General features: G+C 58.1%; 20 protein-coding genes. 14 read left to right on the top strand and 6 right to left on the bottom strand.

Translation table 11 applies throughout. The features are described from left to right. Window positions 1–108 precede the first annotated feature (108 nt). From bcsA to ACQZ5M_RS19910, 5 genes are all read left to right on the top strand, one after another. On the top strand, window positions 109–2,301 hold the full coding sequence (gene bcsA / locus ACQZ5M_RS19930) for a UDP-forming cellulose synthase catalytic subunit (protein ID WP_449080652.1): 2,193 nt from the start codon (window positions 109–111) through the stop codon (window positions 2,299–2,301). Next, entirely contained in the window at window positions 2,298–4,790 is a 2,493-nt protein-coding gene (locus ACQZ5M_RS19925) for a cellulose biosynthesis cyclic di-GMP-binding regulatory protein BcsB (protein WP_449080651.1), read from the top strand. Before bcsA ends, ACQZ5M_RS19925 begins: the two co-directional genes overlap by 4 nt. 50 nt (window positions 4,791–4,840) lie before the next feature. Continuing rightward, window positions 4,841–5,836: a glycosyl hydrolase family 8 gene (locus ACQZ5M_RS19920; RefSeq protein WP_449080665.1), complete on the top strand. Its 996-nt coding sequence runs from the start codon at window positions 4,841–4,843 to the stop codon at window positions 5,834–5,836. After that, window positions 5,827–8,118 carry a tetratricopeptide repeat protein gene (locus ACQZ5M_RS19915; RefSeq protein WP_449080650.1) on the top strand — a complete coding sequence of 764 codons (2,292 nt, stop codon included), beginning with the start codon at window positions 5,827–5,829 and terminating at the stop codon, window positions 8,116–8,118. The genes ACQZ5M_RS19920 and ACQZ5M_RS19915 overlap by 10 nt, the downstream gene beginning before the upstream one ends. Before the next feature lie 296 nt (window positions 8,119–8,414). Further along, the gene (locus tag ACQZ5M_RS19910) at window positions 8,415–8,858 is read left to right on the top strand and encodes an RrF2 family transcriptional regulator (protein WP_296038117.1); all 444 of its coding nucleotides are present in this window, start codon (window positions 8,415–8,417) and stop codon (window positions 8,856–8,858) included. A gap of 129 nt (window positions 8,859–8,987) precedes the next feature. Here ACQZ5M_RS19910 and ACQZ5M_RS19905 read toward each other — a convergent pair whose 3' ends face one another. Continuing rightward, entirely contained in the window at window positions 8,988–9,512 is a 525-nt protein-coding gene (locus ACQZ5M_RS19905) for a flavin reductase family protein (RefSeq protein WP_296021075.1), read from the bottom strand. A 309-nt stretch (window positions 9,513–9,821) separates the two neighbouring features. On the opposite strand from ACQZ5M_RS19905, the gene ACQZ5M_RS19900 reads away from it, so the two are divergent. From ACQZ5M_RS19900 to ACQZ5M_RS19870, 7 genes are all read left to right on the top strand, one after another. Then, complete coding sequence (locus ACQZ5M_RS19900) at window positions 9,822–10,889, top strand: LacI family DNA-binding transcriptional regulator (RefSeq protein WP_449080649.1); 1,068 nt, start codon at window positions 9,822–9,824, stop codon at window positions 10,887–10,889. Further along, on the top strand, window positions 10,886–11,908 hold the full coding sequence (locus tag ACQZ5M_RS19895) for an ABC transporter substrate-binding protein (RefSeq protein ID WP_449080648.1): 1,023 nt from the start codon (window positions 10,886–10,888) through the stop codon (window positions 11,906–11,908). Before ACQZ5M_RS19900 ends, ACQZ5M_RS19895 begins: the two co-directional genes overlap by 4 nt. A gap of 85 nt (window positions 11,909–11,993) precedes the next feature. After that, a complete protein-coding gene (locus ACQZ5M_RS19890) occupies window positions 11,994–12,821 on the top strand; it encodes an ABC transporter permease (RefSeq protein ID WP_296021083.1) in 828 nt (275 codons plus the stop codon). Continuing rightward, window positions 12,818–13,597 (top strand): ABC transporter permease, encoded by a 780-nt coding sequence (locus ACQZ5M_RS19885; RefSeq protein WP_296021087.1) that lies wholly within the window; start codon window positions 12,818–12,820, stop codon window positions 13,595–13,597. The genes ACQZ5M_RS19890 and ACQZ5M_RS19885 overlap by 4 nt, the downstream gene beginning before the upstream one ends. Continuing rightward, window positions 13,590–14,615 carry an ABC transporter ATP-binding protein gene (locus ACQZ5M_RS19880; RefSeq protein WP_449080647.1) on the top strand — a complete coding sequence of 342 codons (1,026 nt, stop codon included), beginning with the start codon at window positions 13,590–13,592 and terminating at the stop codon, window positions 14,613–14,615. Before ACQZ5M_RS19885 ends, ACQZ5M_RS19880 begins: the two co-directional genes overlap by 8 nt. A gap of 1 nt (window position 14,616) precedes the next feature. Then, window positions 14,617–15,543, top strand: coding sequence for a nucleoside hydrolase (locus ACQZ5M_RS19875; protein ID WP_449080646.1), 927 nt, complete (start codon window positions 14,617–14,619; stop codon window positions 15,541–15,543). Next, the gene (locus ACQZ5M_RS19870; protein ID WP_449080645.1) at window positions 15,540–17,333 is read left to right on the top strand and encodes an adenine deaminase; all 1,794 of its coding nucleotides are present in this window, start codon (window positions 15,540–15,542) and stop codon (window positions 17,331–17,333) included. Before ACQZ5M_RS19875 ends, ACQZ5M_RS19870 begins: the two co-directional genes overlap by 4 nt. Window positions 17,334–17,339: 6 nt before the next feature. On the opposite strand, the gene ACQZ5M_RS19865 is transcribed toward ACQZ5M_RS19870, so the two are convergent. Continuing rightward, on the bottom strand, window positions 17,340–18,512 hold the full coding sequence (locus ACQZ5M_RS19865) for a M20 aminoacylase family protein (RefSeq protein ID WP_449080644.1): 1,173 nt from the start codon (window positions 18,510–18,512) through the stop codon (window positions 17,340–17,342). Window positions 18,513–18,660: 148 nt separating this feature from the next. Here ACQZ5M_RS19865 and ACQZ5M_RS19860 point away from each other — a divergent pair, with 148 nt between their 5' ends. Together ACQZ5M_RS19860 and ku (ACQZ5M_RS19855) are read left to right on the top strand one after the other, a co-directional pair. Continuing rightward, a complete protein-coding gene (locus ACQZ5M_RS19860; RefSeq protein WP_449080643.1) occupies window positions 18,661–19,332 on the top strand; it encodes a phosphoribosyltransferase in 672 nt (223 codons plus the stop codon). Between the two features lie 76 nt (window positions 19,333–19,408). Continuing rightward, window positions 19,409–20,191, top strand: a complete 783-nt coding sequence (gene ku, locus ACQZ5M_RS19855; protein ID WP_449080642.1) for a non-homologous end joining protein Ku — start codon at window positions 19,409–19,411, stop codon at window positions 20,189–20,191. A 15-nt stretch (window positions 20,192–20,206) separates the two neighbouring features. On the opposite strand, the gene ligD is transcribed toward ku (ACQZ5M_RS19855), so the two are convergent. From ligD to ACQZ5M_RS19835, 4 genes are all read right to left on the bottom strand, one after another. Further along, window positions 20,207–22,702 (bottom strand): DNA ligase D, encoded by a 2,496-nt coding sequence (ligD, locus tag ACQZ5M_RS19850; protein ID WP_449080641.1) that lies wholly within the window; start codon window positions 22,700–22,702, stop codon window positions 20,207–20,209. Between the two features lie 3 nt (window positions 22,703–22,705). Then, window positions 22,706–23,539, bottom strand: a complete 834-nt coding sequence (gene ku, locus ACQZ5M_RS19845; RefSeq protein ID WP_296085880.1) for a non-homologous end joining protein Ku — start codon at window positions 23,537–23,539, stop codon at window positions 22,706–22,708. 3 nt (window positions 23,540–23,542) lie between these two features. Beyond that, entirely contained in the window at window positions 23,543–23,812 is a 270-nt protein-coding gene (locus ACQZ5M_RS19840; RefSeq protein WP_449080640.1) for a hypothetical protein, read from the bottom strand. Window positions 23,813–23,887: 75 nt separating this feature from the next. Then, window positions 23,888–24,118 carry a hypothetical protein gene (locus ACQZ5M_RS19835; RefSeq protein WP_449080639.1) on the bottom strand — a complete coding sequence of 77 codons (231 nt, stop codon included), beginning with the start codon at window positions 24,116–24,118 and terminating at the stop codon, window positions 23,888–23,890. Window positions 24,119–24,239 lie beyond the last annotated feature (121 nt).

The following is a 24,239-nucleotide window of genomic DNA, read 5'->3' as shown; positions in this document are numbered from 1 at the left end:
TTGAGTGTAACTGCTCCACAATGGCTTTTCGACATGCCGTCGGATGGCCGGTGGCATGAGGCCAAAGGAGCGACCGGCTTCTTATCGACTTGATGTAAAGGTTTGCGGATGAGCAAGGCCATCACTTTCATCCTTTGGCTGTTCGTGTCGGCCTGTGTGCTGCTGATCATCACTCTGCCCGTCAGCCTGCAGACACACCTCATCGCAACCGCAATCTCGCTCGGTCTTCTCGCGACGATCAAAACCCTGAACGGCAAGGGAGCATGGCGGCTGATCGGCCTGGGCTTCGGAACCGCCATCGTTCTGCGCTATGTCTATTGGCGCACGACAAGTACCTTGCCGCCCGTCAATCAACTCGAAAACTTCATTCCCGGCTTTCTGCTGTATCTCGCCGAGATGTACAGCGTGATGATGCTGGCCCTCAGCCTCGTCATTGTCTCCATGCCTTTGCCCTCGCGCAAGACACGCCCCGGTTCTGCCGGTTATGTGCCGACGGTGGATGTCTTCGTTCCGAGCTATAATGAGGACGCCGAACTTCTCGCCAATACGCTGGCTGCGGCAAAAAACATGGATTACCCGGCGGACAGGTTCACGGTCTGGCTGCTGGATGATGGCGGGACGCTACAAAAACGCAATGCGCCGAACATTCTGGAAGCGCAGGCGGCTGCCAGACGGCATGCGGAATTGCAGAGGCTCTGCGCCGATCTCGGCGTCAACTACCTGACGCGTGAGCGCAACGTCCATGCCAAGGCCGGCAATCTGAACAACGGTCTTGAGCATTCTACCGGCGAACTGGTGACGGTTTTCGATGCAGACCATGCCCCCGCTCGTGACTTTCTTCTCGAAACGGTCGGCTATTTCGAAGAAGATCCGAAGCTCTTCCTCGTGCAGACGCCGCATTTCTTTCTCAATCCAGATCCCATCGAGCGAAATCTGCGCACCTTTGAAACGATGCCGAGCGAGAACGAAATGTTCTACGGCATCATTCAGCGCGGACTGGACAAGTGGAACGGTGCCTTCTTCTGCGGTTCGGCGGCGGTTCTGCGCCGGACGGCATTGAAGGAAACCGAGGGATTCAGCGGGGTCAGCATCACTGAAGACTGCGAGACCGCGCTTGCACTTCATTCGCGCGGCTGGAATAGCCTTTATGTTGACAAGCCACTGATTGCAGGTTTGCAGCCAGCAACTTTCACCAGCTTCATCGGCCAAAGAAGCCGTTGGGCGCAGGGCATGATGCAGATCCTGATCTTCCGTCAGCCGCTGTTTCGCCGAGGACTCTCCTTCACCCAACGGCTTTGCTACATGTCGTCCACGCTGTTCTGGCTGTTTCCGTTCCCGCGTACAATCTTCCTCTTCGCGCCTCTGTTCTATCTCTTTTTCGACCTGCAGATCTTCGTGGCCTCGGGCGGCGAATTCCTGGCCTACACGGCCGCGTATATGCTGGTGAACCTCATGATGCAGAACTTCCTCTATGGAAGTTTCCGCTGGCCCTGGATTTCCGAACTCTACGAATATGTTCAGACGGTGCATCTTCTGCCCGCCGTAGTCTCGGTCCTGTTCAATCCCAGCAAGCCGACCTTCAAGGTCACCGCCAAGGACGAATCTATCAGCGAAGCCAGACTGTCGGAAATCAGCCGTCCGTTCTTCGTCATCTTTTTCGTGCTGGTCATCGCCATGGTCTTTGCGATTTATCGCATCTACGCAGAGCCCTATAAGGCGGATGTGACGCTGGTCGTAGGCGGATGGAACCTGCTCAATATCATCTTTGCCGGCTGCGCACTCGGCGTCGTGTCCGAACGCGGCGAAAGGTCTGCTTCACGGCGAATCACCGTCAAGCGTCGCTGCGAGTTGCAATTCCAGGAAGACGGCCCGTGGTTGCCGGCGACCGTTCAGAACGTTTCGGTTCACGGCATGCTGATCAATGTTTTCGAAGACGATCTCGATCGTATCGAGAAAGGCAGCTCTGCTCTCATCAAGGTAGAACCCTACAGCCCAGGGTCTCCGTCCACGATGACGATTGATATTGTCAGAACCGTCAAGCAACAGGGTTTCATGTCCATCGGCTGCACTTTCGCGCCTAAGGAAAATATCGAACGCCGACTGATCGCAGATTTGATTTTCGCCAATTCAGAGCAATGGACGGAATTCCAGCGCGCTCGCAGACGAAATCCCGGTTTGATCCGAGGAACAGCCTCTTTTCTGGCGATTGCGCTCTTCCAGACGCAGCGAGGCCTCTTTTACTTCATGCGGTCTTTCCAATCCAAGGCAAAGCAGAAGGCTCCCGCGGGAGTGGCAAAATGATGAAAAAGCCGCTTGCTGTTCTGGCCTTTTACGCTGCCTTCGCGGCGACAGCTTTTGCTCAGTCCGCACCCTTCGATATGTCACCGGAGCGGCCAGCCGGTCCGCCGCCAGCAACGATGGGTCCAGTGCCACCGTCCGCACCGTCAGCGCCCACGACAGCGTTACCACCGACCCCTCAAGTTCCTGTCAGGCCGCCACCTGCGGCTTCGCCCGCGGGTGCGCCCCCAACGCAGCAAATCGCTCCATCGTCTGTTCCATCCGTCACGCCCAGCGCTTCGACGCCGCCGATGGCCGCACCGCGGTCGGCGCAGGCAGCCCCTGAGCCCATCACCACATCCGTCGATCAGCGCCGCCGCTACATCCTGCCGTTCACCGAACTCAGCCTGTCTGGCGAAATGGACCAGCGGCAATGGACGATCTACATGACGCCACAACAGGCTGATGCGGCCAGGGCTCTGACCGTTGCCTACCAGAACGCCGTAGTGGTTGCGCCGGAAAGCTCAAGCCTCGAGATCGCGATCAACAATGTCCCGCTGGAGCAAAGAAGCATTGCCTCTCCCGACGCGGAGGGCAATCTTTCAATCGCCATTCCGCCCGGTCTACTTCAGGGTGGCGCCAATGTGGTGACACTCGGCGTCAAGCAACGGCACCGAACTGACTGCACGATCGAATCCACATACGATCTGTGGACCGACATCAATCCGTCCGGTACCTTCATCACTCTCAATGCCGATGTGGCAAGCCGTTTCGAGACAATCGAGGACATACAGGCTATCGGGGCCGGTTCCGACGGGCTGACCACCATCGACATCGTCGCGCCCGGCATGTCCAACCCTGTGATGGCTTCGTCTCTGCTGAAACTCTCGCAGGCATTGGCGTTGCGCACGCAAATGCCCAATCAGGAGATCGTCTTCCACGCAAACGTTCCGCAGGCAAGAAAGGCGGGTTCGCTTCTCGTGCTGGCTGGCACTTCGCGTGAGATTGCCGCGGTTACAAACACAGTTCCCGCAGAAGTCCTTGCAGGCCCCTATGCCGGCTTCGAAAGCAATATGATCAATGGTGCGTCGGCTCTCGTTGTCGGAGGCCCGACACCGCAAGCCACGCAAGCGGCGATCGCCAGTCTGGTTGCGTCGGTCGAACCTCCCGACCAGTCGTCTCGTTCCTTTTTGTCGACCAGGAACTGGCACACGCCAGATGCGCCTCTTGTCCTTGGTGACCGCCGTCTCTCGCTGTCGTCGCTTGGTGTGACGAGCACCGAATTTTCAGGAAGGCGCTTTCGCACCGATTTCACCATCGGCGTCCCCGCAAATTTTTACGCCGCCGCCTATGGCGAAGCCACTCTTCTTCTGGATGCCGCCTATGCCGCAGAGGTGCTTCCCGGAAGTCATATCGACGTCTACGTGAACGGAAATATCGCATCCACCGTGCCGATTTCCAACCGGGGCGGTGGCATCTTCCGGCACCTGCCGATCAACGTCACGTTGAGGCACTTCGTGCCCGGCGCAAATACAGTGACAATAGAAGCTGTTTTGCAAACTCAGGCGGACGAGACCTGCCTGCCTGGTACCGCGGCGAGCGCGACACCGCGTTTCGCTCTCTTCGATACGTCTGAATTTCACATGCCGAACTTCGCCAGGATCGGGCGCGCACCGGATCTTGCCGCTACCAGTGGGGTTGCGCAGCCATATCGTTCCGCAAAACAGCCCGTGGCTATATTTCTGGAGCGGATCGATCCCGATCTTTTGTCGTCTGCCGCCACCCTCATGGGGCGGCTGGCCGTTGCGGCGGGGCAGCCCGTCGACGTGGATCTGGTAGGGTCCATCGCAGGCGTTGGAGACAGGGATGCGATCTTCATCGGTACACTTCCGCAGATCCAGCCGGCGCTTGCCGCCCAGTTCAACATAGCGTCCGCTAGTCAGACCGCTTGGGGCGAAGGAAGGCAGTCGGCTCCAGCTGCCGAGCAGACAGACCAACTCTTCGAAGACTGGCGTCAGCGTGTGGATGGTGGGCTCTGGCAGGGCCAGATATCCTCCTTCGAGGAGTGGATGCGGCGCAATTTCGATATCAGCGCAGACACGTTGCGGTTTTTGCCTGGAGCGGAGGAGATCTACGCACCGCCCGCAAATGTTAGTTTCATGCTGGCGCAAGGCCTCAGCCCAGGAGGAGAAGGCGTCTGGACCCTTGCGACCGCACCGGCGACAGACACCCTGCGCTCCGGCATGAAGGCGATGACGGAAATGAAGCGATGGTCGGGCCTTTCCGGGCGGATCGCGACCTACGATGCGGGCGCCGACAAGGTCGAGTCGATTGTGGCGAAGCAGCAGACGTTCTTTACCACCGGTCCCTTTACATTTTCGAACTGGCGACTGATCGCGGCCAACTGGCTGTCCAGCAACACCTTATCCTATTCGCTGTTCTTCATCGGCTTTCTGTCGCTTCTGGGGTTTGTGACTTTCCTGCTTCTGCGGGGGCTGGGTCGCAAACCATGACGAGATTTGTCCTAAACTTCCTCCAAACGATAGTGCTGCTGGGGATCGCGATGGTTCCGTTAAGCGGCAGGGCCGCATCTATCGATGCAGCGGATTGGCAGAGCTATCGCGCAGCCTTTCTGGATGCCTCGGGACGGATTGTCGATACCGGCAATAACGGCATCAGCCATAGCGAGGGACAAGGCTATGGCATGTGGCTTGCGGTTCTTGCGGACGATCCCGCCACGTTCGAGTTGATCTGGTCTTTCACAAGAACTGAACTTCTCATCCGGGATGATGGCCTCGCCGCCTGGAAATGGGATCCGCAATCCAAGCCGCATGTCTCCGATATCAACAACGCAACGGACGGCGATATTCTCATTGCACAGGCGCTTGCCCTTGCCGCTCGGCAATGGGGACGCCAGGATTTTGCAGAGGCCGGTCGCGTTATTGCAAAGGCCCTGCTTGACAAGGCGGTTATCGAGCGGGGCGGAAGGACGTTGCTGCTTCCGGCGGTGTCGGGCTTCACAGACCGCGACAGACCCGATGGGCCGGTTATCAACCCATCCTACTATATCTTCGAGGCGTTTCCGCTGCTGAACGAACTTGCGCCTTCGCCCGTCTGGGACAGGCTTTCGGCAGACGGTTTGAGCGCTCTTAACGGTTTTGCATTTGGCCCGCGCAAATTGCCTGCCGACTGGGTGTCAGTCCGGACCAAACCCCGCCCTGCCGATGGGATCCCGAGCGAGTTCGGTTACAATTCCGTTCGTATTCCACTCTATCTCGTGAGAGGCGGTGTCGGCTCGCCCGATCTTTACATCCGTATGGCAGCAGGCATGTCGCTGGAGGGTGGAGATATCGCGACCTTCGACCTGAAATCAGGAGCGGCCAAGGATGTGCTTTCGGATGCGGGCTACCGGATCATGCCTGCTCTTCTGGCCTGCAAGGCCGCGAAAAAGCCCATTCCGGCAGAACTTCTAAACTACACGTCAACACTTTATTATCCATCTACGTTGCATCTCTTGGCTTTGTCTTTCGTAGCGCAAGCGAATCAGGAATGCCTATGAACAAGAAGCCACTTCTGCTTTCCGCTGCCGTGCTGTCTCTGTGCGCCGTCGCACTGTATCAGTCGCGCGACGAGCTTCTTGGTCAGGTGAAGAGCGTTCATTCAACCTCGGACCATAAAACAGGGGCTTTCGCCGCCGAACTCGGCAATGGAAATGCGCAAAAGAGTACCGCCCCGCTGACCTCGGGTCAGAGGCCGGCGGAATCCTCCACCACTCTCTCCGCGCCGCCGGCGTCATCTGTAGATGTCTCACAGGCGCCACACAATGCGCCATCGCCGCCGCGCACCAGCCCAGGCACTGTCCAGTCCGGACAGCCTGTCGCTAGCGAAACCGTACCGGTGGTGGATGAAAGTGCGCTTCGTTACTTTGCCGCGCGCGGCGATACGGCACGTCTGCAAGCGGAAATTGCCCGCTTGAAAGCCCTTTATCCAAACTGGACGCCGCCCACCGATCCTGCGGCAGCCGCTCCGACCGGCGACCCGCAGTTGGAGGCGATGTGGCAGCTTTACGCCAGTGGCCGCTACTCCGAAGCGCGAAAGGCGATTGCCGATCGTCAGGCTGCCGAAGCCGGATGGCAGCCGCCGGATAATCTCAAGCAGATGCTGGACCTTGCCGAGGCCCGCCAGCGCCTCGTCAACGCATCGGATCTCAAGCAATATAATGCGGTGATCGGGGTCGCTGCTGAAAATCCCGGTCTGTTGACCTGCAGCGAGGTCGATGTGCTCTGGCGCGTGGCGGAGGCTTTTGTCCGCGTCGAAAAGCCGGAGCGTGCGCGTGACGCCTATAATTACGTGCTCAGCAACTGCCAAAATCCGGCTGAACGTCTCGCAACGGTCCAAAAGGCCTCGGAACTGCTGCCGATTTCAATGACCCAAGATCTTCTGTCGCGTGAGAAGCCTGGGCCTGACGGCCAGCTCGAATTCGAGCCGTTAAAGGACGACCTCGCACGCCAGTTCGTTGCGAAGGCTGGTGAAGATCCCAAGGTGGCTGTGCCGCCTGCCTATCTGTCCCGTCTGGAACGGTTGGCGGAAACCAACAAGCTTGCAAGCGATGCGCTTCTGCTTGGGTGGTACAATGTCGAGCGTGAGAAGATGGACGATGCGGAAAAGTGGTTCCGCCGTGCAAGAGAGGTTGACGATTCCGCTTCGGCTTCGGAAGGACTCGCGCTGGCATTGGTGGCGCGCGGAGAGCCGCGAGAGGCTGAGGAGATCATGTTTGAATGGCGCGACTCTTCGGATGGCGCGCGTGCGACCTATTTGGCGGCGGCTGCGAACCTTCTGGCGCTCGATCCACCGGTCGTTCTCACGCCGGATGTGTTGCAGCGTATCGCCGCAGAAACGGTAGCGCAGAAAGACGCGGCAGTCGCACAGGAATTTGGCTGGTACTCTCGCGCCTTCCAGCAGCCGCAACTGGCGCAGCAGTGGTTTTCAACGGCGTTACAATGGAAGCCGGATGATGAGCCTTCGGCTTATGGTCTTGCGCTGACGTATCAAGAGCTCAATGATATCGCAGAGGTTCGCCGTCTTCAGCAGCAATGGGGGTCCAAATCCCAGCGCATCCTCGATGTCGGCCGCCCTGTGGCCCAGACGGGCGTTATTGCGTCCGACCCGGCGGTAACGGCGACCGCACCTGTCCAGGCATCCTCACGGGCAGTCGCCGAAGGGTCGCGCCTCGTATCACCACCCACCGGTCCGGTCGCCTACGAACCGGCAATGCCGCGTCAGGCACAGAATTTTCGGACTGGGCGCAGGCCGGGACGATGTTCAACCCATCCCAATCCGGAAACATTGTCCGCGCAAGGCGCGCTGCAACAGGGCTGGTGTTTGATGGAGGTGAACAGGCCAGCCGAAGCGGCACAGGCTTTCTCCGTCGCAATCAAACGTGGGGAGCCCACAACCCGCAGCGATGCCGCCTATGGCCAGAGCCTTGCCTATCTTCGCATGGGGCTGACCGACAATGCAGCGGTGTCGGCCACGAAATCATCGATGGACCGGCAAAAGGCAACGGAGCTGCAGGTCGCGATCCTCACCGACCGTGCGCTCGCAGCCTATCGTAACAAACATTACGAGGAAGCGCTCATCCTTCTCGATCAGCGGGCGAGGTACGCCAGCGAGCGCATCGATCTGATGGTCATTCGTGGTTATGCCTATCTCAATATGAACCGGTATGGCGAGGCAGTCCAGGTTTTCGAGGCAACTGCAGCGACCGGAAATCCCGATGCCATTCGAGGTCTGGCCGCGGCGCGCGACGCGCGTCCGAGCCGCGGCCCACAAGGCGGATAAGCCAGCGTCCACCTATTCGACTATTTTCATGGAATTCATTGAAAGTTCATGTCGGGAACAGTATGTGGTTTTTAAAGTCAGCTGGAAGAGCGTTGCGATCTTTCATCGTGTGAAACACACTTCGGATTTTCTGTTGCGGCGTGAATCTCGTGACCGCAGGCTGGCTGGACAGGGTTATTTCGTACGAACGTTCGAACGCGTTTTTGACCGTCAATGCGTGAATGACCATTAGGAGCGATGGGGTCAGCCCATTTGCATCCCGACTTGCAAGCAACAACTTTTGATGAAAGACCGTAATGCTGACAAAAAAGGGAAAATACGGCCTTAAAGCGATGATCGATCTTGCCGGTCTCGACAAGGGCCAGACCGCCTTTGTCAGCGATATTGCCTCCCGTAACAATATACCGAAGAAATTTCTTGATGCGATTTTGCTTGAGCTTCGCAACGAAGGCATGTTGCGCTCCAAGAAGGGGCCGGGCGGCGGCTATGCGCTGTCGAAGCCAGCTTCTGAAATCTACATAGGCCAGGTTATTCGTGCCCTTGATGGACCGCTTGCCCCTATCCGTTGCGCCAGCCGGACGGCCTTCGAAGCTTGCGAAGACTGTTCCGACCCGGAGAGCTGTCAGGTCCGGCGCTCGATGACGGATGTCAGGGACGCCATGGCTTCGGTTCTCGACACCATGACGCTCGAGCAGTTCGTACTGAACACCGGCGACAAATCGGTGAACAAGACGGCTTGAGGCAATACGATCTCGACAGCATCGGCCCGAAAATCGAAGCCAATTTTTCTAAAGCACAGTGTGCCGATTAAAGGCGACTGAGCGTCCCATGTGCGTTTAGGAGGATACCGGCGCTCTGAGCGTCAGCACCTAACCGACAGGAAAATATTGCCCCGCGCGGTAGACGAGCGCTTGTCCTTCGCCATGAGTGATGGACAGCACCCGACCAATAACGATGGCGTGGGTGTGGCGCTCCACGACATCTTCGACGGCGCAATCGATCACCGCAAGCGCGCCGCGCAAACCAGACGCTCCGCTTTCAAGCTCGAACCAGTCCGCCCCCTCGTAGCGTTCAGCACCCTTAAAACCACCCACGCCCGCAAAGCGCGACGCAATCGCTTCCTGATCGCTGCACAGGATATTGACGCAGAAGTGGTTGAAGCGGGCGATGACCGGCCACGTTGAAGAAGATCGGTTGATGTTGACGATCATCGTCGGCGGTTCCGTCGACAGCGCCGTTGCTGAGGTGACGGTTGCGCCCGTACGATAGCTGCCATGACCTGCCGTGATGATACTGACGCCCGACGCAACCTGGCGCATGGCGGTTTTCAGGTCTGCCGCTTCGCGAGCGATATTCTCTCGCTCCTCATGTATGTAAGTCACTGTCGCTGTCATCGTCTCCACCTTTCAGCGTCCGTCCTCGAACAGCTTAAAGCTAGCAACGTCGCTGCGCGGGCCACAGCCAAAGGATTTCTTTGTTGATCGATTTTGTAGAATGATCTGTGTGCGACTGGCTCCTACCATAGCGCTTGCATATCGAAGCGTGCTCGGAATCCCATCCACCTGAGGACCAAGGCCGCACGTCAACTCACCTTGATGTCTCTCTACTTGAATCGAAAATTCACGCGCCCCGACTCGACAAGAAGGCTTGTTTCGAATAACGTGATTAAACGTTTAAGCAAGAGTTAGCAGGGGCGACGAGTGATGGCTTCGCAAAAGCCTGCCGCAAATCTGACCGGGATTGCCGCCGCCCTCGGCGTTTCGAGCGCCACTGTGTCCAACGCGCTCTCCGGCAAGGGCAGGGTATCATCGGAGCTGACGGACCGGATACGTCGCATGGCGGCTGAACTCGGCTACGTGCCAAGCCCGGCTGCGCGGGCGCTACGTACCGGACGAAGCGGCGTTCTGGGCCTCGTTCTTCCCGATATTGGCAATCCTCTCTTTCCTCAGATCGCTCAAGCTATCGAAAAGGCTGCGGCAAATGCCGGTTATGGCGTTCTGATTGCGGACTCCCACGGTGAGATCGCCAAGCAGACAGAAGCGATCAACCGGCTGATTGAGCGCGGTGTCGAAGCCATGGTCGTCATTCCACGCCGCGGCACCAGGATTGCAAATGTCGATTGCCCGGTAGCGGTGATCGATTCTCCCTCCACGCCTGGCAACACCGTTGCCGCCGATCACTGGGACGGCGGCGTGCAAATCGGCCGCCACCTTGCCGGGCTCGGCCACCGGGATGTCGTGATCATTGCCCGAAATCCGGATTCCAACGTGCAGAACGATCGCGTTGGAGGAATTCGCGCCGGTCTTTCCGCATCGGCCAGTAGCGAAACGCTCTGGATCGCACCGCTCGAACACCAAAGGGGTGAGGGCTGTCGGCTTGGTGTTGCCGATAAGGTGCAGGAAGGTTTTACCGCTTTTGCCGCTGCGTCGGATTTGCATGCGCTGCGCGTCCTGACCGAACTTCAGGACGAAGGGATTGCGGTGCCGGAGCAGGCAAGCGTCACCGGTTTCGATGATCTTATCTTTGCGCCGGTCGTCACGCCGTCGCTCACGACTGTACGCATGGATATGACGCGCATTGCCGATGCTGCGATCGCAGCGCTCGTTCGCGCCATCGACACCGAAGACCCTACGCTCCGGCCCGAGACGGGGGGCGTGATCGCCGATATTTCCAAAGTGGCCATGGAGCTCGTCATTCGCCGTTCCTCCTCCGCCGCCAATAACAAGAAGCAGACTGAAGACAGACCCCTCACAGCTGGAGAACACACATGAAGAAGATCATTTTGACATCGGGAACGGCCCTGATGCTGTCCCTCGGTGTCGCTCAGGCGCAGGATAAGACATTGACGATTTCCGTCTATGCCTTCGCGCAGGACGAGTTCAAGGAACTGGTTTACACGCCCTTCGAAAAGAAGTGTGGCTGCAAACTCGTCGTCGAAACCGGCAACAGCGTCGAGCGCTTGGCCAAGATGGAGGCCAACAAGGCAAATCCGGTCGTCGATCTCGCCATCGTCTCGATGGCGGATGCATTGTCCGCTGCACGCAAGGATTTGATCCAAAAGATCGACACGGCCAAGGTGCCGAACATCGACAAGCTCTACGACATTGCCAAAGATCCGAATGGCGATGGCATGAGCGTCGGCGTCAATCTTTATGCGACCTCCATCGTCTACCGGACGGACAAGATGAAGATCGATAGCTGGGCCGATCTTCTCAAGGATGGTGTGGTCGATCACATCGCTTTCCCGAATGTCACCACCAATCAGGGTCCGCCGGCACTCTATATGCTTGGTAAGGCCCTGGATAAGGATACGCCGGATCTCGGCGGACCGATCGAGGCCGTCGGCGCCAAGAAGGATGATATCGTTACTTTCTACGTAAAGTCGTCGCAGCTGGTGCAGCTGATGCAGCAGGAAGAAATCTGGGCAGCACCCATCGGTCGTTTCTCCTGGGCGCCTTTCACAAAGCTCGATCTGCCGCTCGCCTGGGCGACGCCCAAGGAAGGCCAGACAGGCGGCATGAACGTGCTCGTCGTGCCGAAGGGCACGAAGAACGAGGATCTGGCGCTGCAATTCATGGATTTCTGGCTCTCGACCGAAACGCAGAAGGCGCTGGCAGACAAGTTGGTGGATAGCCCGACCAACAAGGAGGTCAAGGTTTCCGAAGAGGTGGCGAACAATCTGACCTATGGTGAGGATACGGTCAAAAGTCTCCAGCTCATCCCATCCGCCACGGCGCTCGACTACCGTGATAAATGGGTTGCCGAGTGGAACGCGAAGGTGGGGCAATAATCTGCAGTTGGGCGTCAACCTCGGATCCGATCCGGATTTCCAGGATGGCGTCTTTTTGCTGATGGACCCTTGAGGACACACAGCCATGTTTCAAAATCGGACCGAGGCTTTCGTACTTGCCTTGCCCGCCGCAATCTTTGCGGCGGCAGTTTTTCTCGTGCCCGTTTTCATTCTGCTGTCGGAAGGCTTTCGCTCTGCGGACGGATGGACGTTGCAAGCCTATACGAGCTTCTTTTCCGATCCCTTGAACCAAGCGGTGTTTCTGCGCACTTTAAAGCTTGGAGCGCTGGTGACGGCCGTTTCGGCCGTTATCGGTTACGCCGCGGCCTTTGCCATCGTCAGCCTGCCGCCAGGATCCAAGGGACATATGATCAATCTGGTCATTCTGCCCTTGATGATTTCGCCGGTGGCACGCACCTATGCCTGGATCGTCATTCTCGGTCGCACCGGCATCGTCAACGAGGCGCTGAAATTCCTCGGTCTGACCGACAGTCCCATCCGTATCCTCTTCAGCGAAACGGCGGTGTTCATCGGACTTTTGCAACTCTTCCTGCCCTTGATGATCATTTCGCTGATCAGCGCGCTGGAAAACATGCCGCGCGATGTGGTGGCCGCATCGCGGGTTCTGGGTGCAAACTGGTTTCAGGTGTTCTGGAAGGTTATCATTCCGCTGACCAAAGAGGGCCTCGTCGTTGGCGGCACGCTGGTCTTCACCGGCTCGCTCACTGCCTACATCACACCCGCCATCCTCGGCGGATCCAAGGTCCTGATGCTGGAAACGCTGCTCTATCAGCAGGTGACGGTGTCCAACAATTTCGTCGCTGCAAGCGTCATTGCCTTCATTCTGATCGTCATGAGTTTTGCGGCCAATATCCTGCTCAAGCGCATTGCAACGGCAAGGAACAGGAAATGACCCGCCATCTCTTCATTCCCCTGACCCTTGTCCTGGTTATCGGCTTTCTGATCGGGCCTTTCCTGATCATCGTTGCCGCATCGTTTTCGGCCGGCGATACGCTGGCCTTCCCGCCGCAGGGCTTTTCGCTGAAATGGATCGCCAAGGTCTTCACGGTGGAAAGCTTCCGCGACAGCTTCGCCATGTCGATGTTCCTCGCCATTGGCGGTACATTCGCAGCACTCCTGCTTGGCATCCCGGCGGCTTATGCCATGTCTCGCTACAAACTTCCCTTTTCGGAAACGATCCGCACCGTCGTCTCCGCTCCGATCATCGTTCCGGGAATCATCGTCGGTCTGGCATTGCTTCGCTATTTCGTTGTGCCTTTCGGCATCGGCATTACGCTCGCCCTTTTCCTCGCACACACCGCGCTGATCCTTCCCTATGCCGTGCGAGTGGTGTCCGCCAGCCTGACGAATTTGCGCTCGGATATCGAAGAGGCTGCGGTGCTGCTCGGCTCGTCGCGGCTTGGTGCTTTCTTCCGCGTCGTGCTGCCGAACATCCGGGGCGGCATTCTGTCGGCCTTCATTCTTGGTTTTGTCACCAGCTTCAATCAGGTGCCGGTCTCGCTCTTCCTGTCGGGGCCGGGCGTTCGCACGCTGCCGATCGACATGCTGGGTTATATGGAAATCGTCTTCGATCCGTCGGTTGCCGCTCTTTCCTCGCTCCTCGCTTTCCTGTCCATCGGCATCGTTTTCATGGCCGAACGTTTTCTGGGATTCTCCCGCTATGTCTGACGCACAATACCTCTCGCTGCAGAACCTTTCGCTGGCTTATGGCTCCACAATGGCCGTCGAAAAGCTCAATCTCGATATCCGCAAGGGCGAGCTTCTGGCTCTGCTCGGCCCCTCCGGCTGCGGCAAGACCACCACGATGCGTGCGATTGCCGGGCTGATGCCGGTTGCAGGCGGTCGTATCGATCTGGATGGCGCGGACATTACGCGCGTTTCCGCCAACAAGCGCGCCGTTGGTCTCGTCTTCCAATCCTATGCGCTCTTTCCGCATCTCAGCGTCTATGAGAACGTCGCCTTTGGTCTGCGGCTGAAGGGCATGAAAGGCAGTGATCTTGATACGAAGGTGGCATCGGGCCTCAAATCTGTCGGTCTCTCAAGCTTTGCCTCGCGCAAGCCGGCAGAACTTTCCGGCGGTCAGCAGCAGCGCGTGGCGCTTGCCCGTTCCATGGTCATGGACCCGAAAGTCCTGCTACTCGACGAGCCACTCTCCAACCTCGATGCGCGACTTCGTCTGGAAATGCGCACCGAGTTGCAGCGTGTGCAGAAGGCAACGGGCGTGACAATGATCTTCGTCACGCATGATCAGGTGGAGGCCCTGGCGCTGGCTGATCGCATAGTTGTGATGAACAACGGCGCGATTGAGCAGATCGGAACTCCGGAAGAAATATATAATGCTCCTGTTTCGGCCTTCGTTGCCGATTTTGTCGGTTTTGAAAATATTTTCCGTCTGGAAGGCACGGCGCTAAAGACAGACGCTGGACGCATTACGCTTTCTGGCCAGGTTCCGAGTACGGCGGGACTGGCATGGAGGCCGCGCATGGTAACCCTCGGTTCAGGTCCTTTTGAGGGAACCGTGCGCGGCACGTCTTTTGCGGGCAGCAGCCGCGAATATCTGCTGGACAGCGCGCTTGGGACCATCAAGGCCGAGGTCGATGCAGCCCTGCCAGCTCATGAAATCGGCGCACGTCTGGCCTTCGATCTGCCCATTGAAAAGGCGGCCAGCCTGAAGGTGTTCAGCTAAGATGGGCCTCTGGATCGATACCGATATGGGCTTCGACGATATCGCTGCCATTCTGGTGGTGGCTGCATCGGACCTGCCGATCGACGGTGTGTCGCTGGTCTTCGGCAACGCGCCGCTCCATCAGGTGCGCAGGAACGCTGCCGGCGCGGCGTCCGTCTTTTCTTGGCGCTTTCCAATTCATGCCGGGCGTGAAAAGCCCGTGCTGGGTGAAATCGAAACTGCACAGCGCATTCTCGGCGAAACCGGTATTCGGACCGTCGGCGCCACGCTTCCCTTAGTGGATGATCTGTTCGCGTCCGATGGCTTCGAAGCTCTTTGCCAGTGGCTGGCCGACGGGGAAGGGGAGAAGCGCATCCTGGCGCTTGGCCCTCTCACCAACATCGCAGCCGTCTGTCTTGCCAGGCCGGGCCTTGCTGCCCGCATCACCGAACTGACCTGGATGGGCGGTGGCGTTACGCTTGGCAATCATACCGCGTCTGCCGAATTCAACGCCTTTGCCGATCCGGAAGCCGCAGCGATTGTTATCTCACACGAACTTCCGTTGCGCATGGTCGATCTCGATTTCTGCCGCAAGGTAACGGCCTCCCTTTCGGATGTAACCCCTATCCGTGAAGCGGGCGGCAAAAACGCAAAGCTGTTGGGCGACATGCTGGAAGGCTTCATCAATATCGCCATCAGCCGGGGACGCGACGCCATGGCGCTTTACGATCCTTGCGCTGCCGTTGCCATCGTCGCTCCACAGAGAGTTACCTGGAAACAGGCCCGTATCGATATTGAATTGCACGGTGGTCTTACCCGAGGGCGAACGGTTGTGGAGGCGCGGCCTGCCCATGCCGAGCGCTTCAATGCCCATTATGCGCAAAGCGTCGATGCTGAATTTGCGCGAGAGGCCATTCTTGGCGCGCTTCTGCAAGAGGCAAGCCGATGAGCGAAACGTCGATCGTTGTTGATCGCGATGGCATGAATGACGCGAATCTGCGCACTCGTGCCGTCGCAGCGGCGCGGGGTGATGCGCCTTTCGATATCCTGATTTCCGGTGGCACTCTGGTGGATGTCGTGACCGGCGAATTGCGGCCAGCTGACATCGGCCTCGTCGGCCCGCTGATTGCGAGTGTCCATTCTTCCGGCTCTCGGCAGGATGCGGCGCACGCGCTGGACGCCAGCGGCGGTTACATCGCGCCGGGATTGATCGATACGCATATGCATATCGAAAGTTCGATGGTCACACCGGCGGCTTATGCTGCGGCGGTGGTGGCCAAGGGTGTCACGACAATCGTCTGGGACCCGCATGAATTTGCCAATGTGCATGGCCTGGATGGCATGTGTTGGGCGTCAACGGCCAGCCGCAGCTTGCCGCTTCGCACGATCCTGCTTGCGCCCTCATGCGTGCCTTCGGCGCCCGGATTGGAGCAGGCGGGTGCCGACTTCGATGCGACTGCGCTCGCCGAAATTCTCTTCTGGGCGGAAGTCGGTGGTGTTGCTGAAGTCATGAATATGCGTGGCGTCATCGATCGCGATCCGCGCATGAGCGCTATTCTGCAGGAAGGACTGCATGCCGACAAGATGATCTGCGGACATGCGCGTGGCTTGGCGGGTGCCGATCTCAACGCCTTCATGGCCGCCGGCGTCAGCTCGGATCACGAACTGACCTCGGCAGAGGACTTGATGGCGAAGCTGCGTGCCGGTCTGACGATCGAGCTGCGCGGCTCGCACGATCATCTGCTGCCGGAATTTGTCGAAGCCCTGAATAAGCTCGGTCATCTGCCGCCGACGCTAACACTCTGCACCGATGACGTCTTCCCGGACGATCTATTGAAGGGTGGCGGGTTGGACGATGTGGTAAGGCGGCTGGTGCGCTACGGTCTTCGTCCGCAATGGGCTTTGCAGGCCGCGACACTCAATGCCGCCGCGCGCCTTCAGCGCAACGATCTCGGTCTTGTAGCTACGGGCCGCCGGGCCGACATCGTGATTTTCGACGATCTGACGCAATTTGCCGCCCGCCATGTCCTGGTCAGCGGCACGCGGGTTGCCGAACAGGGGCGGATGATCATTGATGTCCCCACGGTTGATGCGGCGCCCTTGAAACATTCCATGAAGCTGTCGCTGCGCTCGCCTCAGGATTTCCGGGTGAAGAGCGAGGGAAAGCGCGTGCGTCTTGCCACCATCGATAAACCCCGCTTCACCCAATGGGGAGAGATCGAAGCCGATGTGATCGATGGCTTCGTTGTGCCGCCAGAGGCAACAACGATGATTTCCGTCACGCACCGGCATGGTAAGGCTGAGCCTGTGGCGCGCACAGGTTTTCTGACGGGGTGGGGAACTTGGAATGGCGCGTTCGCGACCACCGTCTCGCATGACAGTCATAACCTGACGGTCTTCGGCGGTAACGAGACGGATATGGCACTCGCTGCCAACGCGATTATCACGGCGGGCGGCGGTATGGCTGTGGCCTCCGGCGGAAAGGTGACGGCTCTGCTGCCTCTACCTCTCTCCGGTCTTGTGTCCGATGCGCCGCTGACCGAGGTCGCCGCAGGTTTCGAAGCGGTGCGAGAGGCTGTCGGCAAGGTGGTCGAGTGGCAGCCGCCTTATCTCGTCTTCAAGGCCTGCTTTGGCGCGACGCTCGCGTGCAATATCGGCCCGCACCAGACCGATATGGGCATCGCCGATGTGCTGACCGGAAAGCTACTGCAAACGCCGATACTTGAGGTTCTGGCGTAAACGCGGCTATTGCGCCGCCAATTCCTGCTCCACCAGCGTTTGCCAGAAGGCAACGCCGGATGCGATCGCATCATCGTTGAAATCGTAGGAGGTGTTGTGGTGCAGTGCGCCGTCCACGGCAGGTCCGTTGCCCAGCCACACGTAGCAGCCCGGTGCTTCGCTGGCAAAGAAAGCGAAGTCGTCACCGGCAGTGGACGGCGGAAAGGCCGTGCGCACCTTGGCTCCGAACACGCTTCGCGCCGCCTTCAATGCGCGCTCGGTCGCGCTCGCCTCATTGACCACAGGCGGGATGCGGCGGATGAATTCGTAGTTGGCCTCAATGCCAAACATCGATGCAGTGCCGTGCGCCAGACGGCCGATTTCTTCTTCCAACTGATCGCGGACATGGGCCGCATAGGCCCGCGCCGTGCCGCCAATATGGACAAGATCGGGAATCACGTTCAGCGCATTTGGATCTCCCGCCTGAAGCGAGCAGGCGCTGACGACGGCGGGTTGCAGCGGATCGACCACACGTCCGACAATGCTCTGCAGGGAAGCGAGAAAGCTCGCTGCGGCCGTGATCGGATCGCGCCCGAGATGCGGTTTTGCGCCATGGGTGCCGACCCCCTTGAAAACCACGCGCCAACTGTCGGAAGACGCAAGCTGCGGCCCCTCAACCACCGCCATCTCATCGGTATCGAGGCCGGGCATATTGTGCAGACCATAGACCGCATCGCAGGGGAAAAGCTCGAAGAGCCCGTCTTCGACCATTTTCCTGGCACCGCCGCGACCCTCTTCCGCAGGCTGAAAAATGAAGTGTACGGTTCCGGAGAAGTTTCTGGTCTGCGCAAGTGCGCGGGCAGCACCGAGAAGCATGACGGTGTGTCCGTCATGACCGCAGGCATGCATCTTGCCCGGTCTGGTCGATTTATACGGTCGCTCCGCGAGTTCAGGCATGGCAAGGGCGTCCATGTCTGCGCGCAGCCCGATCCGGCGCGTGCCGTTTCCCACCTGAAGCGTTCCGACTATACCTGTGAGCCCCAGACTGCGATGGACGGAGATGCCTGCCTCCTCCAGCAGGGAGGCGACGATCTGGCTCGTCCGCTCTTCTTCGAATCCAAGCTCTGGATGGGCATGCAGATCGCGACGCAGCGCCGTCAGATAGGAAAGCTCTTCGGCGGTCATGATCGACGCAGTCATCAGTGAAGTCCTTGGGATTTGTGTGTGGAAGCCGAGCAGTGCTGCCCGGATATCAGAGGTATTTGTAGTGCAAAAGTACGTTGAATTTAATAGGAAATTTAACAGAAATGTAGACGATGTTGAGGAAACAAATGATGGGGAAAGACGCATGATGGAGCCTCACGAGTTCTGGCAGGAGCTACATGCGCCAGGCAGCTTTCCCACCGAAGGAACGAAGGTCGGCTTCTACCCGGTGACGCTGGACGATGGGCGGCAACTGCGTTTGCCGATCCGTCCGCTTTCCGATGGAGCGCATGCGCTGGCCTCCCTGATTATCAACCAGGCCTCCTTCGAGGTGCTGGGGGTGCTGGCGGATGATCTTGCTGCCAAGCTGAAGGTCTTCGAACCGGATGTGGTCGTGGGATTGCCCACCCTTGGCCTGACGCTCGCAAGCGAAGTGGCGCGTCGCCTCGGCCATTCGCGCTATGTGCCGCTCGGTACGTCGCGGAAATTCTGGTATCTCGATGCGCTCTCAGTGCCGATGTCGTCCATTACGACGCAGCAGGAAAAGCGCCTCTATGTCGATCCCCGCATGCTGCCGCTTCTGCAAGGGAGGCGCGTGGCGCTCATTGACGATGTTATTTCCTCCGGTACCTCCATTATCGCGGGCCTCTCCCTGTTGGGTGCATCCGGTATCGAGCCGGTCGTCGTTGGTGCTGCCATGCTGCAATCCGAGCGCTGGCGAGAGGCGTTGGAAAAGCTCGACCAAAAGTGGCCACCGCGCGTCCGTACTGCCTTCTCCACGCCTTTGTTGCAGAAAGAAGGAGAGGGCTGGATCTGATAGTCGGGGAACTTCATCTCCACTCCGGGGATTAGAAGAGGTTGTTGGAAGAAATCGTCGCCTCCGAGGAGTTTCCATGCCGAGACAGACATTCTGGAAAGGTCACCTGAGACTGTCGCTCGTCACGGCAAAGGTGTCACTCACGCCCGCGGTCTCTGAAAGTGGCAAGATCCGTTTCCACGTCATCAACCGCGAAACCGGAAATCGCGTGGAAAGCCGCTACGTGGATAGTGTCACGCACCGGCCCGTAGCGGAAAAAAATCAGGTGAAGGGTTTCCCGAAGGAGGACGGTGACTTTGTGCTTCTCGAGGATGACGAGATCGATGCGGTCGCCCTGGAAAGCACTAGAACCATCGATATCCAGACCTTCGTGCCCGCAGGCTCCATCGATTGGATATGGTACGATCGACCGCACTTTCTCAAACCGGAAGACAAGATCGGGTCAGAAGCCTTCAGCGTCATTCGCGAAGCGATGAAGGCCAACAAGGTGGTGGGCATCGCCCGCCTGGTGCTTTACCGCCGCGAGCACGCGGTGCTGCTGGAGCCGTCGGGCAAGGGCATCATCCTCTGGACGCTGCATTATGGCGACGAGGTTCGCGAGGCCGTCGATACGATCGACAAAAAGATAAAGATCGACAAAGAGCTGCAAGAGGCGCTGGATAAGCAGATCGACAAGCAACTGACGAATTGGAAGCCGTCTCTGGTACAAGATACCGTGCAGAAAAAGGTACAGAAGCTGCTGAAGACAAAAGCGAAGAGCGGGCCGAAGTCGAAGACAAAGACCTCGCCAGGGCCGGTGAAAAAGGGCGGCAATGTCATCAATATCATGGACGCGCTGAAGAAGAGCTTACAGTCCTAGAAATCCACGTTCATCTTAACCAGGAAGCGGCTTGGCGGATGCCCAGAAGTCGGCCCATGGGTCTGTCTTCCTCTCCTTGACGTGCTTCGGCGTGTTCTTCACGTTGAACTCCGCCGGTCCTTTGACAGTAGAAAGCTCGGACCATTCAAGCGGCATCGACACAGTCGCGCCAGCCCTCGCACGAGTGGAATAGGGTGCGACCGCCGTGCTTCCGCGCCCATTGCGCAGATAATCGATGAAGATGCGACCATTGCGTTTGGCCTTTGTTGCGACAGCCAGATATTTATCCGGCTCATCTCTGCCCATGTCAGTCGCAAGCTTTTTCGCAAAACTCTTTACCTTAGCCCAGCCCGCCTTCGGCTCGAGGGGTGCGACGACATGCAGGCCTTTGCCGCCGGAAGTCTTTACGAATGCCGCCAACCCCGCCGCTTCCAGCCGGGATTTAAGATCGAGCGCGGCTTCGACCACAGCGTTCCATTCCACGTCCTTACCCGGATCGAGATCCATGGTGATCAAGTCCGGCTTTTCCCAAGCCTTGGTGGTCGAACCCCATGGGTGAATTTCAAGCACTGCGGATTGAACGAGCGCCATCACGCCATCGAAATCGCTGATGACCACAAGCGGTTCGCCCGCGCGGTCTTTCGGGTCTTTAATCGAACCGATCGCTTTATTCATGCCGCGCCAGGGGTGCTTTTGGAAGAATGTTTGGCCGTCGATACCTTCCGGGCAGCGGAGCAGGGAAAGTGCGCGATTGGTGACGTAGGGTGAAATATACTCCCACACCGTCGCATAATAGTCGGCCAGGTCTGCCTTGGTAGTCTTCTGATCCGGCCAATAGACCCGCTCGGGATGGGTGAATTTGATCTTCGTCTGTGGTGTCTGTGTTGCGCCATCTGTCTTAGACTTTGTTATGTCTTCCATCTCCCGGCTGACCTCCTTGGGTGCCTTGTCTTCGCGCAGCCCTTTGAAGGAGGCGTGGCGAAGATTGCCATCGCCGGACCAGCCACGAAACTCGACTTCCGTGACAAGCTCTGGTTTGACGTAGTGAAGATCGCGCCGGGCAGGTGCTTTCAGCTTCTGCGAGAAGGGACTTTCTGTCTGCGTCAGAGGTTTGAGCCTGTTAAAGATCATCTCTGCGGTCGCGCCGGTGAAGCCGGTTCCCACCCGGCCGACATGCCGAAGCTTGCCATTCTCGTAAACGCCAAGCGCCAGAGAGCCGATAGCCTCGTCCGATGAGGAGGACAGCGTATAGCCTCCGATGACAAATTCCTGACCGCTGCTGCACTTGGACTTAATCCACTGTCCCTTGCGCCCGGAGACGTAGGGAGACTCGGCGACCTTAGAGATGACACCTTCCAGTCCAAGCGAGCAGGCATTCTGGAGAACCTTTTCTCCGTCCTCTTGAAAATGCGCGCTGTAGCGAAGCACAGGGTCGTCGGAGGGTAACAGTTTTTCCAGCAACGCCTTGCGATCCACAAGTGGCGCTTCCTGCAGGTCTCGGCCATCCAGATAGAGCAGGTCGAAGAGGTAGTAGCGAAAACGATCATGCCGACCCTCGCTAAGATCGGACTGAAGTGCGGAGAAGTCGGAAACGCCACTTTGCTTTTCGACAACCAGTTCGCCGTCGATAATGGCAGTTTCCACCGGCAGTGCGGCGAGCGATTGGCGGATGGCCTCTCCGAATTTCTCCGTCCAGTCCAGCCCGCTACGAGTGAGGAGCACGACCTCACCCCTCTCGATCTTGGCCTGCAGACGATACCCGTCGAACTTGATTTCGTGCAGCCAGCGAGATCCTTCCGGCGCCCGGTTCTTCAAGGTCGCCAAGGCGGGCTTTATGAAGGAGGGCATTGCAGCCTTGCGGCTGCCCTTTGGGAAATCATGCACCTGTTTGCTGACTTTCCTCGCGCTTTTGGCCTTCGAAGACACCGGCTTGGAATTCCAAGTGTCCTTGGGTTTTTTCGCCACTTGCTCGATGCTGCGACCGGTCTTGACGGAATCGGCAGCCTTATCGAGCAGATCGACGGTGTCGCTGGCCTCTTCGTCATGCGCCTTGATCAGCAGCCAGTTTTCCCTTTTCTCGTCTGGTTTTCCCTTCATCCGTACCAGATGCCAGCGGCCCTTCAGCTTCTCGCCGTCGAGTTCGAATTCCATGTGGCCTTTGCGATAGGCCTTCTTCGCATCGCCGATTGAAGACCAGGTGCCGCGATCCCAGACGATAACGGTGCCGCCGCCATACTGTCCCTTCGGAATGGTGCCTTCGAAGTCCGCATAACTTAGCGGATGATCCTCGACATGAACGGCAAGCCGCTTTTCATTCGGATCGAGACTCGGGCCTTTGGTCACCGCCCAACTCTTCAGCACGCCGTCCATTTCCAGGCGGAAATCGTAGTGCAGCCGCCGGGCATCATGTTTCTGCACCACGAAACTGTTGCCGGCGGTGGCAGCCGCTTCACCTTTCGGCTCCGGCGTCTTGTCGAATTTGCGCTTCTGATTATAGGTTTGAAGGCCCATGGATCAACTTGCCTTCTTGCGTTTGGCGGTGCCGGATGACTTCGGCTTGGTAGCCTTCTTGTCAGAAGCACCGGCGCTCTGGCGCAGCGCTTCTTTCAGATCAATGACGTTATCGCGCTTCTCGGGCTCGCGCTTCTTGATCGTCTTGCCTTCGATTTTCGCCTGCACGAGTTCTGTCAGAGCATCATTATAGCGGTCGCTGTAATGCGACGGATCGAACTTGCCTGCCCGCTTCTTGATGATGTGACCTGCAAGTTCCAGCATCTCATCATCGAATTCGATATCGGGAATGGATTTGAATGCGGCGGCTTGCGAGCGCACCTCGTAATCATAGTTCAATGTCGTGGCGATCAGCGCATCGCCATCGAGCCGGATCAATAGCATTCGGTTCCGGCGAAAGAGTATCGCTTCCGCAAGTGCCGCGACCTGGCGGTCTTTCAGCGTTTGCGCCAGAAGCGATAGGGCTTCACGGTCCTCGTCCGTGGAAGGCGAGAGGTAATAGGGCTTGTCGAAATAGAGCTTATCGATTTCGGTACAATCGAGGAAATTCTTGATCCGGATTGTCTTGTTGGCATCTGGCAACAGCTCGGCAAGCTCATCGCCCTCTATGACGATATGATCGCCATTCTCAAGTTCGTAACCTTTAACCTGTTGGTCGCGCTCGACCTTATCGCCAGTTTCACTATCCAGGTACTGTCGCTCGACACGATTACCCGTTTTGCGATTAATGATGTTGAATGAGATTTTCTCCGACGATGAGATGGCTGTGTAGAGTCCGACATCGCACTGAAAATCAGCGAATTTGATGCTACCTCTCCACACGGCTCTCGGGGCCATTTGTCAGCTTTCTTGCACTTTGGATCGGTCGGAACGATCCCGCTCGATGATGCGCTCTACTGCGACCAGATCGTCCTGCGAGAACGCCGGGACGGGGTCAGAAGTCATAGCCTCCATCACCTCCGGCGATAGTCCGCCGTGGCGAGCGACCCATTCCATCGCTTCCCGCGTGTCCCGCTCCGCCTTCAATTGCGCGTAGAGTGCGACGATCAACCGGTCGCGAATGTCGGGTTGATGGTTCTGCGCCTGTGCGGGTCTAGCGGTATGTGCCATGTCTCTTAAATTCGGCATGGGATCGAAAGTTCCCTGAACACGAGCTTCGCCAGGTGGAGGGGGTTTCCTGTGCTCCTAGCCCCGGAAATCGCCCTCGTTCATTTCACGCTCGTCGTAATTTACGTCCCAGTCCTTTTCAGGCTTTTTTTCACCCGGCGGGAGTTTGTTGGCTGTCGCGTCGTCGGAGCCAGTAATGACAGTGGGTTTGGCGCTTGCAACGCCGTTATTGTCCGAGGTCTTTTTGCCCGGCGCAAATTGCGGTTTTGCATCCGCATGGATCTTGTCGACGTTTTTTTCCGAACTCATGGGAACCTCCGTTGGTTGATGGGCCTAACCTCGGAGTGTGGGATGTGTTCCTTCAGGAGAACGTGACAAAGGCGCGATGTTGACTGTAGGCGCACAGAGTGTTGGGGAAAGGGCGGAGTTT

The sequence above is a fragment of the Rhizobium sp. 22-785-1 genome, assembly GCF_053521965.1.
The sequence above is the reverse complement of the archived record's forward strand: the minus strand, read 5'-3'. Positions and strand labels throughout refer to the sequence as shown.

Excerpts from the sequence above, each read along its gene's own strand:
- ACQZ5M_RS19865 (WP_449080644.1), bottom strand. The coding sequence starts at position 18,512 with ATGACTGCGTCGATCATGACCGCCGAAGAGCTTTCCTATCTGACGGCG.
- ACQZ5M_RS19925 (WP_449080651.1), top strand. The coding sequence starts at position 2,298 with ATGATGAAAAAGCCGCTTGCTGTTCTGGCCTTTTACGCTGCCTTCGCG.
- ACQZ5M_RS19835 (WP_449080639.1), bottom strand. The coding sequence starts at position 24,118 with ATGAGTTCGGAAAAAAACGTCGACAAGATCCATGCGGATGCAAAACCG.
- ku (WP_449080642.1), top strand. The coding sequence starts at position 19,409 with ATGCCGAGACAGACATTCTGGAAAGGTCACCTGAGACTGTCGCTCGTC.
- ligD (WP_449080641.1), bottom strand. The coding sequence starts at position 22,702 with ATGGGCCTTCAAACCTATAATCAGAAGCGCAAATTCGACAAGACGCCG.
- ACQZ5M_RS19875 (WP_449080646.1), top strand. The coding sequence starts at position 14,617 with ATGGGCCTCTGGATCGATACCGATATGGGCTTCGACGATATCGCTGCC.
- ACQZ5M_RS19840 (WP_449080640.1), bottom strand. The coding sequence starts at position 23,812 with ATGGCACATACCGCTAGACCCGCACAGGCGCAGAACCATCAACCCGAC.
- ACQZ5M_RS19880 (WP_449080647.1), top strand. The coding sequence starts at position 13,590 with ATGTCTGACGCACAATACCTCTCGCTGCAGAACCTTTCGCTGGCTTAT.
- ACQZ5M_RS19890 (WP_296021083.1), top strand. The coding sequence starts at position 11,994 with ATGTTTCAAAATCGGACCGAGGCTTTCGTACTTGCCTTGCCCGCCGCA.
- ACQZ5M_RS19915 (WP_449080650.1), top strand. The coding sequence starts at position 5,827 with ATGCCTATGAACAAGAAGCCACTTCTGCTTTCCGCTGCCGTGCTGTCT.
- bcsA (WP_449080652.1), top strand. The coding sequence starts at position 109 with ATGAGCAAGGCCATCACTTTCATCCTTTGGCTGTTCGTGTCGGCCTGT.
- ACQZ5M_RS19885 (WP_296021087.1), top strand. The coding sequence starts at position 12,818 with ATGACCCGCCATCTCTTCATTCCCCTGACCCTTGTCCTGGTTATCGGC.
- ACQZ5M_RS19910 (WP_296038117.1), top strand. The coding sequence starts at position 8,415 with ATGCTGACAAAAAAGGGAAAATACGGCCTTAAAGCGATGATCGATCTT.
- ACQZ5M_RS19920 (WP_449080665.1), top strand. The coding sequence starts at position 4,841 with ATGGTTCCGTTAAGCGGCAGGGCCGCATCTATCGATGCAGCGGATTGG.
- ACQZ5M_RS19895 (WP_449080648.1), top strand. The coding sequence starts at position 10,886 with ATGAAGAAGATCATTTTGACATCGGGAACGGCCCTGATGCTGTCCCTC.
- ACQZ5M_RS19900 (WP_449080649.1), top strand. The coding sequence starts at position 9,822 with ATGGCTTCGCAAAAGCCTGCCGCAAATCTGACCGGGATTGCCGCCGCC.
- ACQZ5M_RS19860 (WP_449080643.1), top strand. The coding sequence starts at position 18,661 with ATGATGGAGCCTCACGAGTTCTGGCAGGAGCTACATGCGCCAGGCAGC.
- ku (WP_296085880.1), bottom strand. The coding sequence starts at position 23,539 with ATGGCCCCGAGAGCCGTGTGGAGAGGTAGCATCAAATTCGCTGATTTT.
- ACQZ5M_RS19870 (WP_449080645.1), top strand. The coding sequence starts at position 15,540 with ATGAGCGAAACGTCGATCGTTGTTGATCGCGATGGCATGAATGACGCG.
- ACQZ5M_RS19905 (WP_296021075.1), bottom strand. The coding sequence starts at position 9,512 with ATGACAGCGACAGTGACTTACATACATGAGGAGCGAGAGAATATCGCT.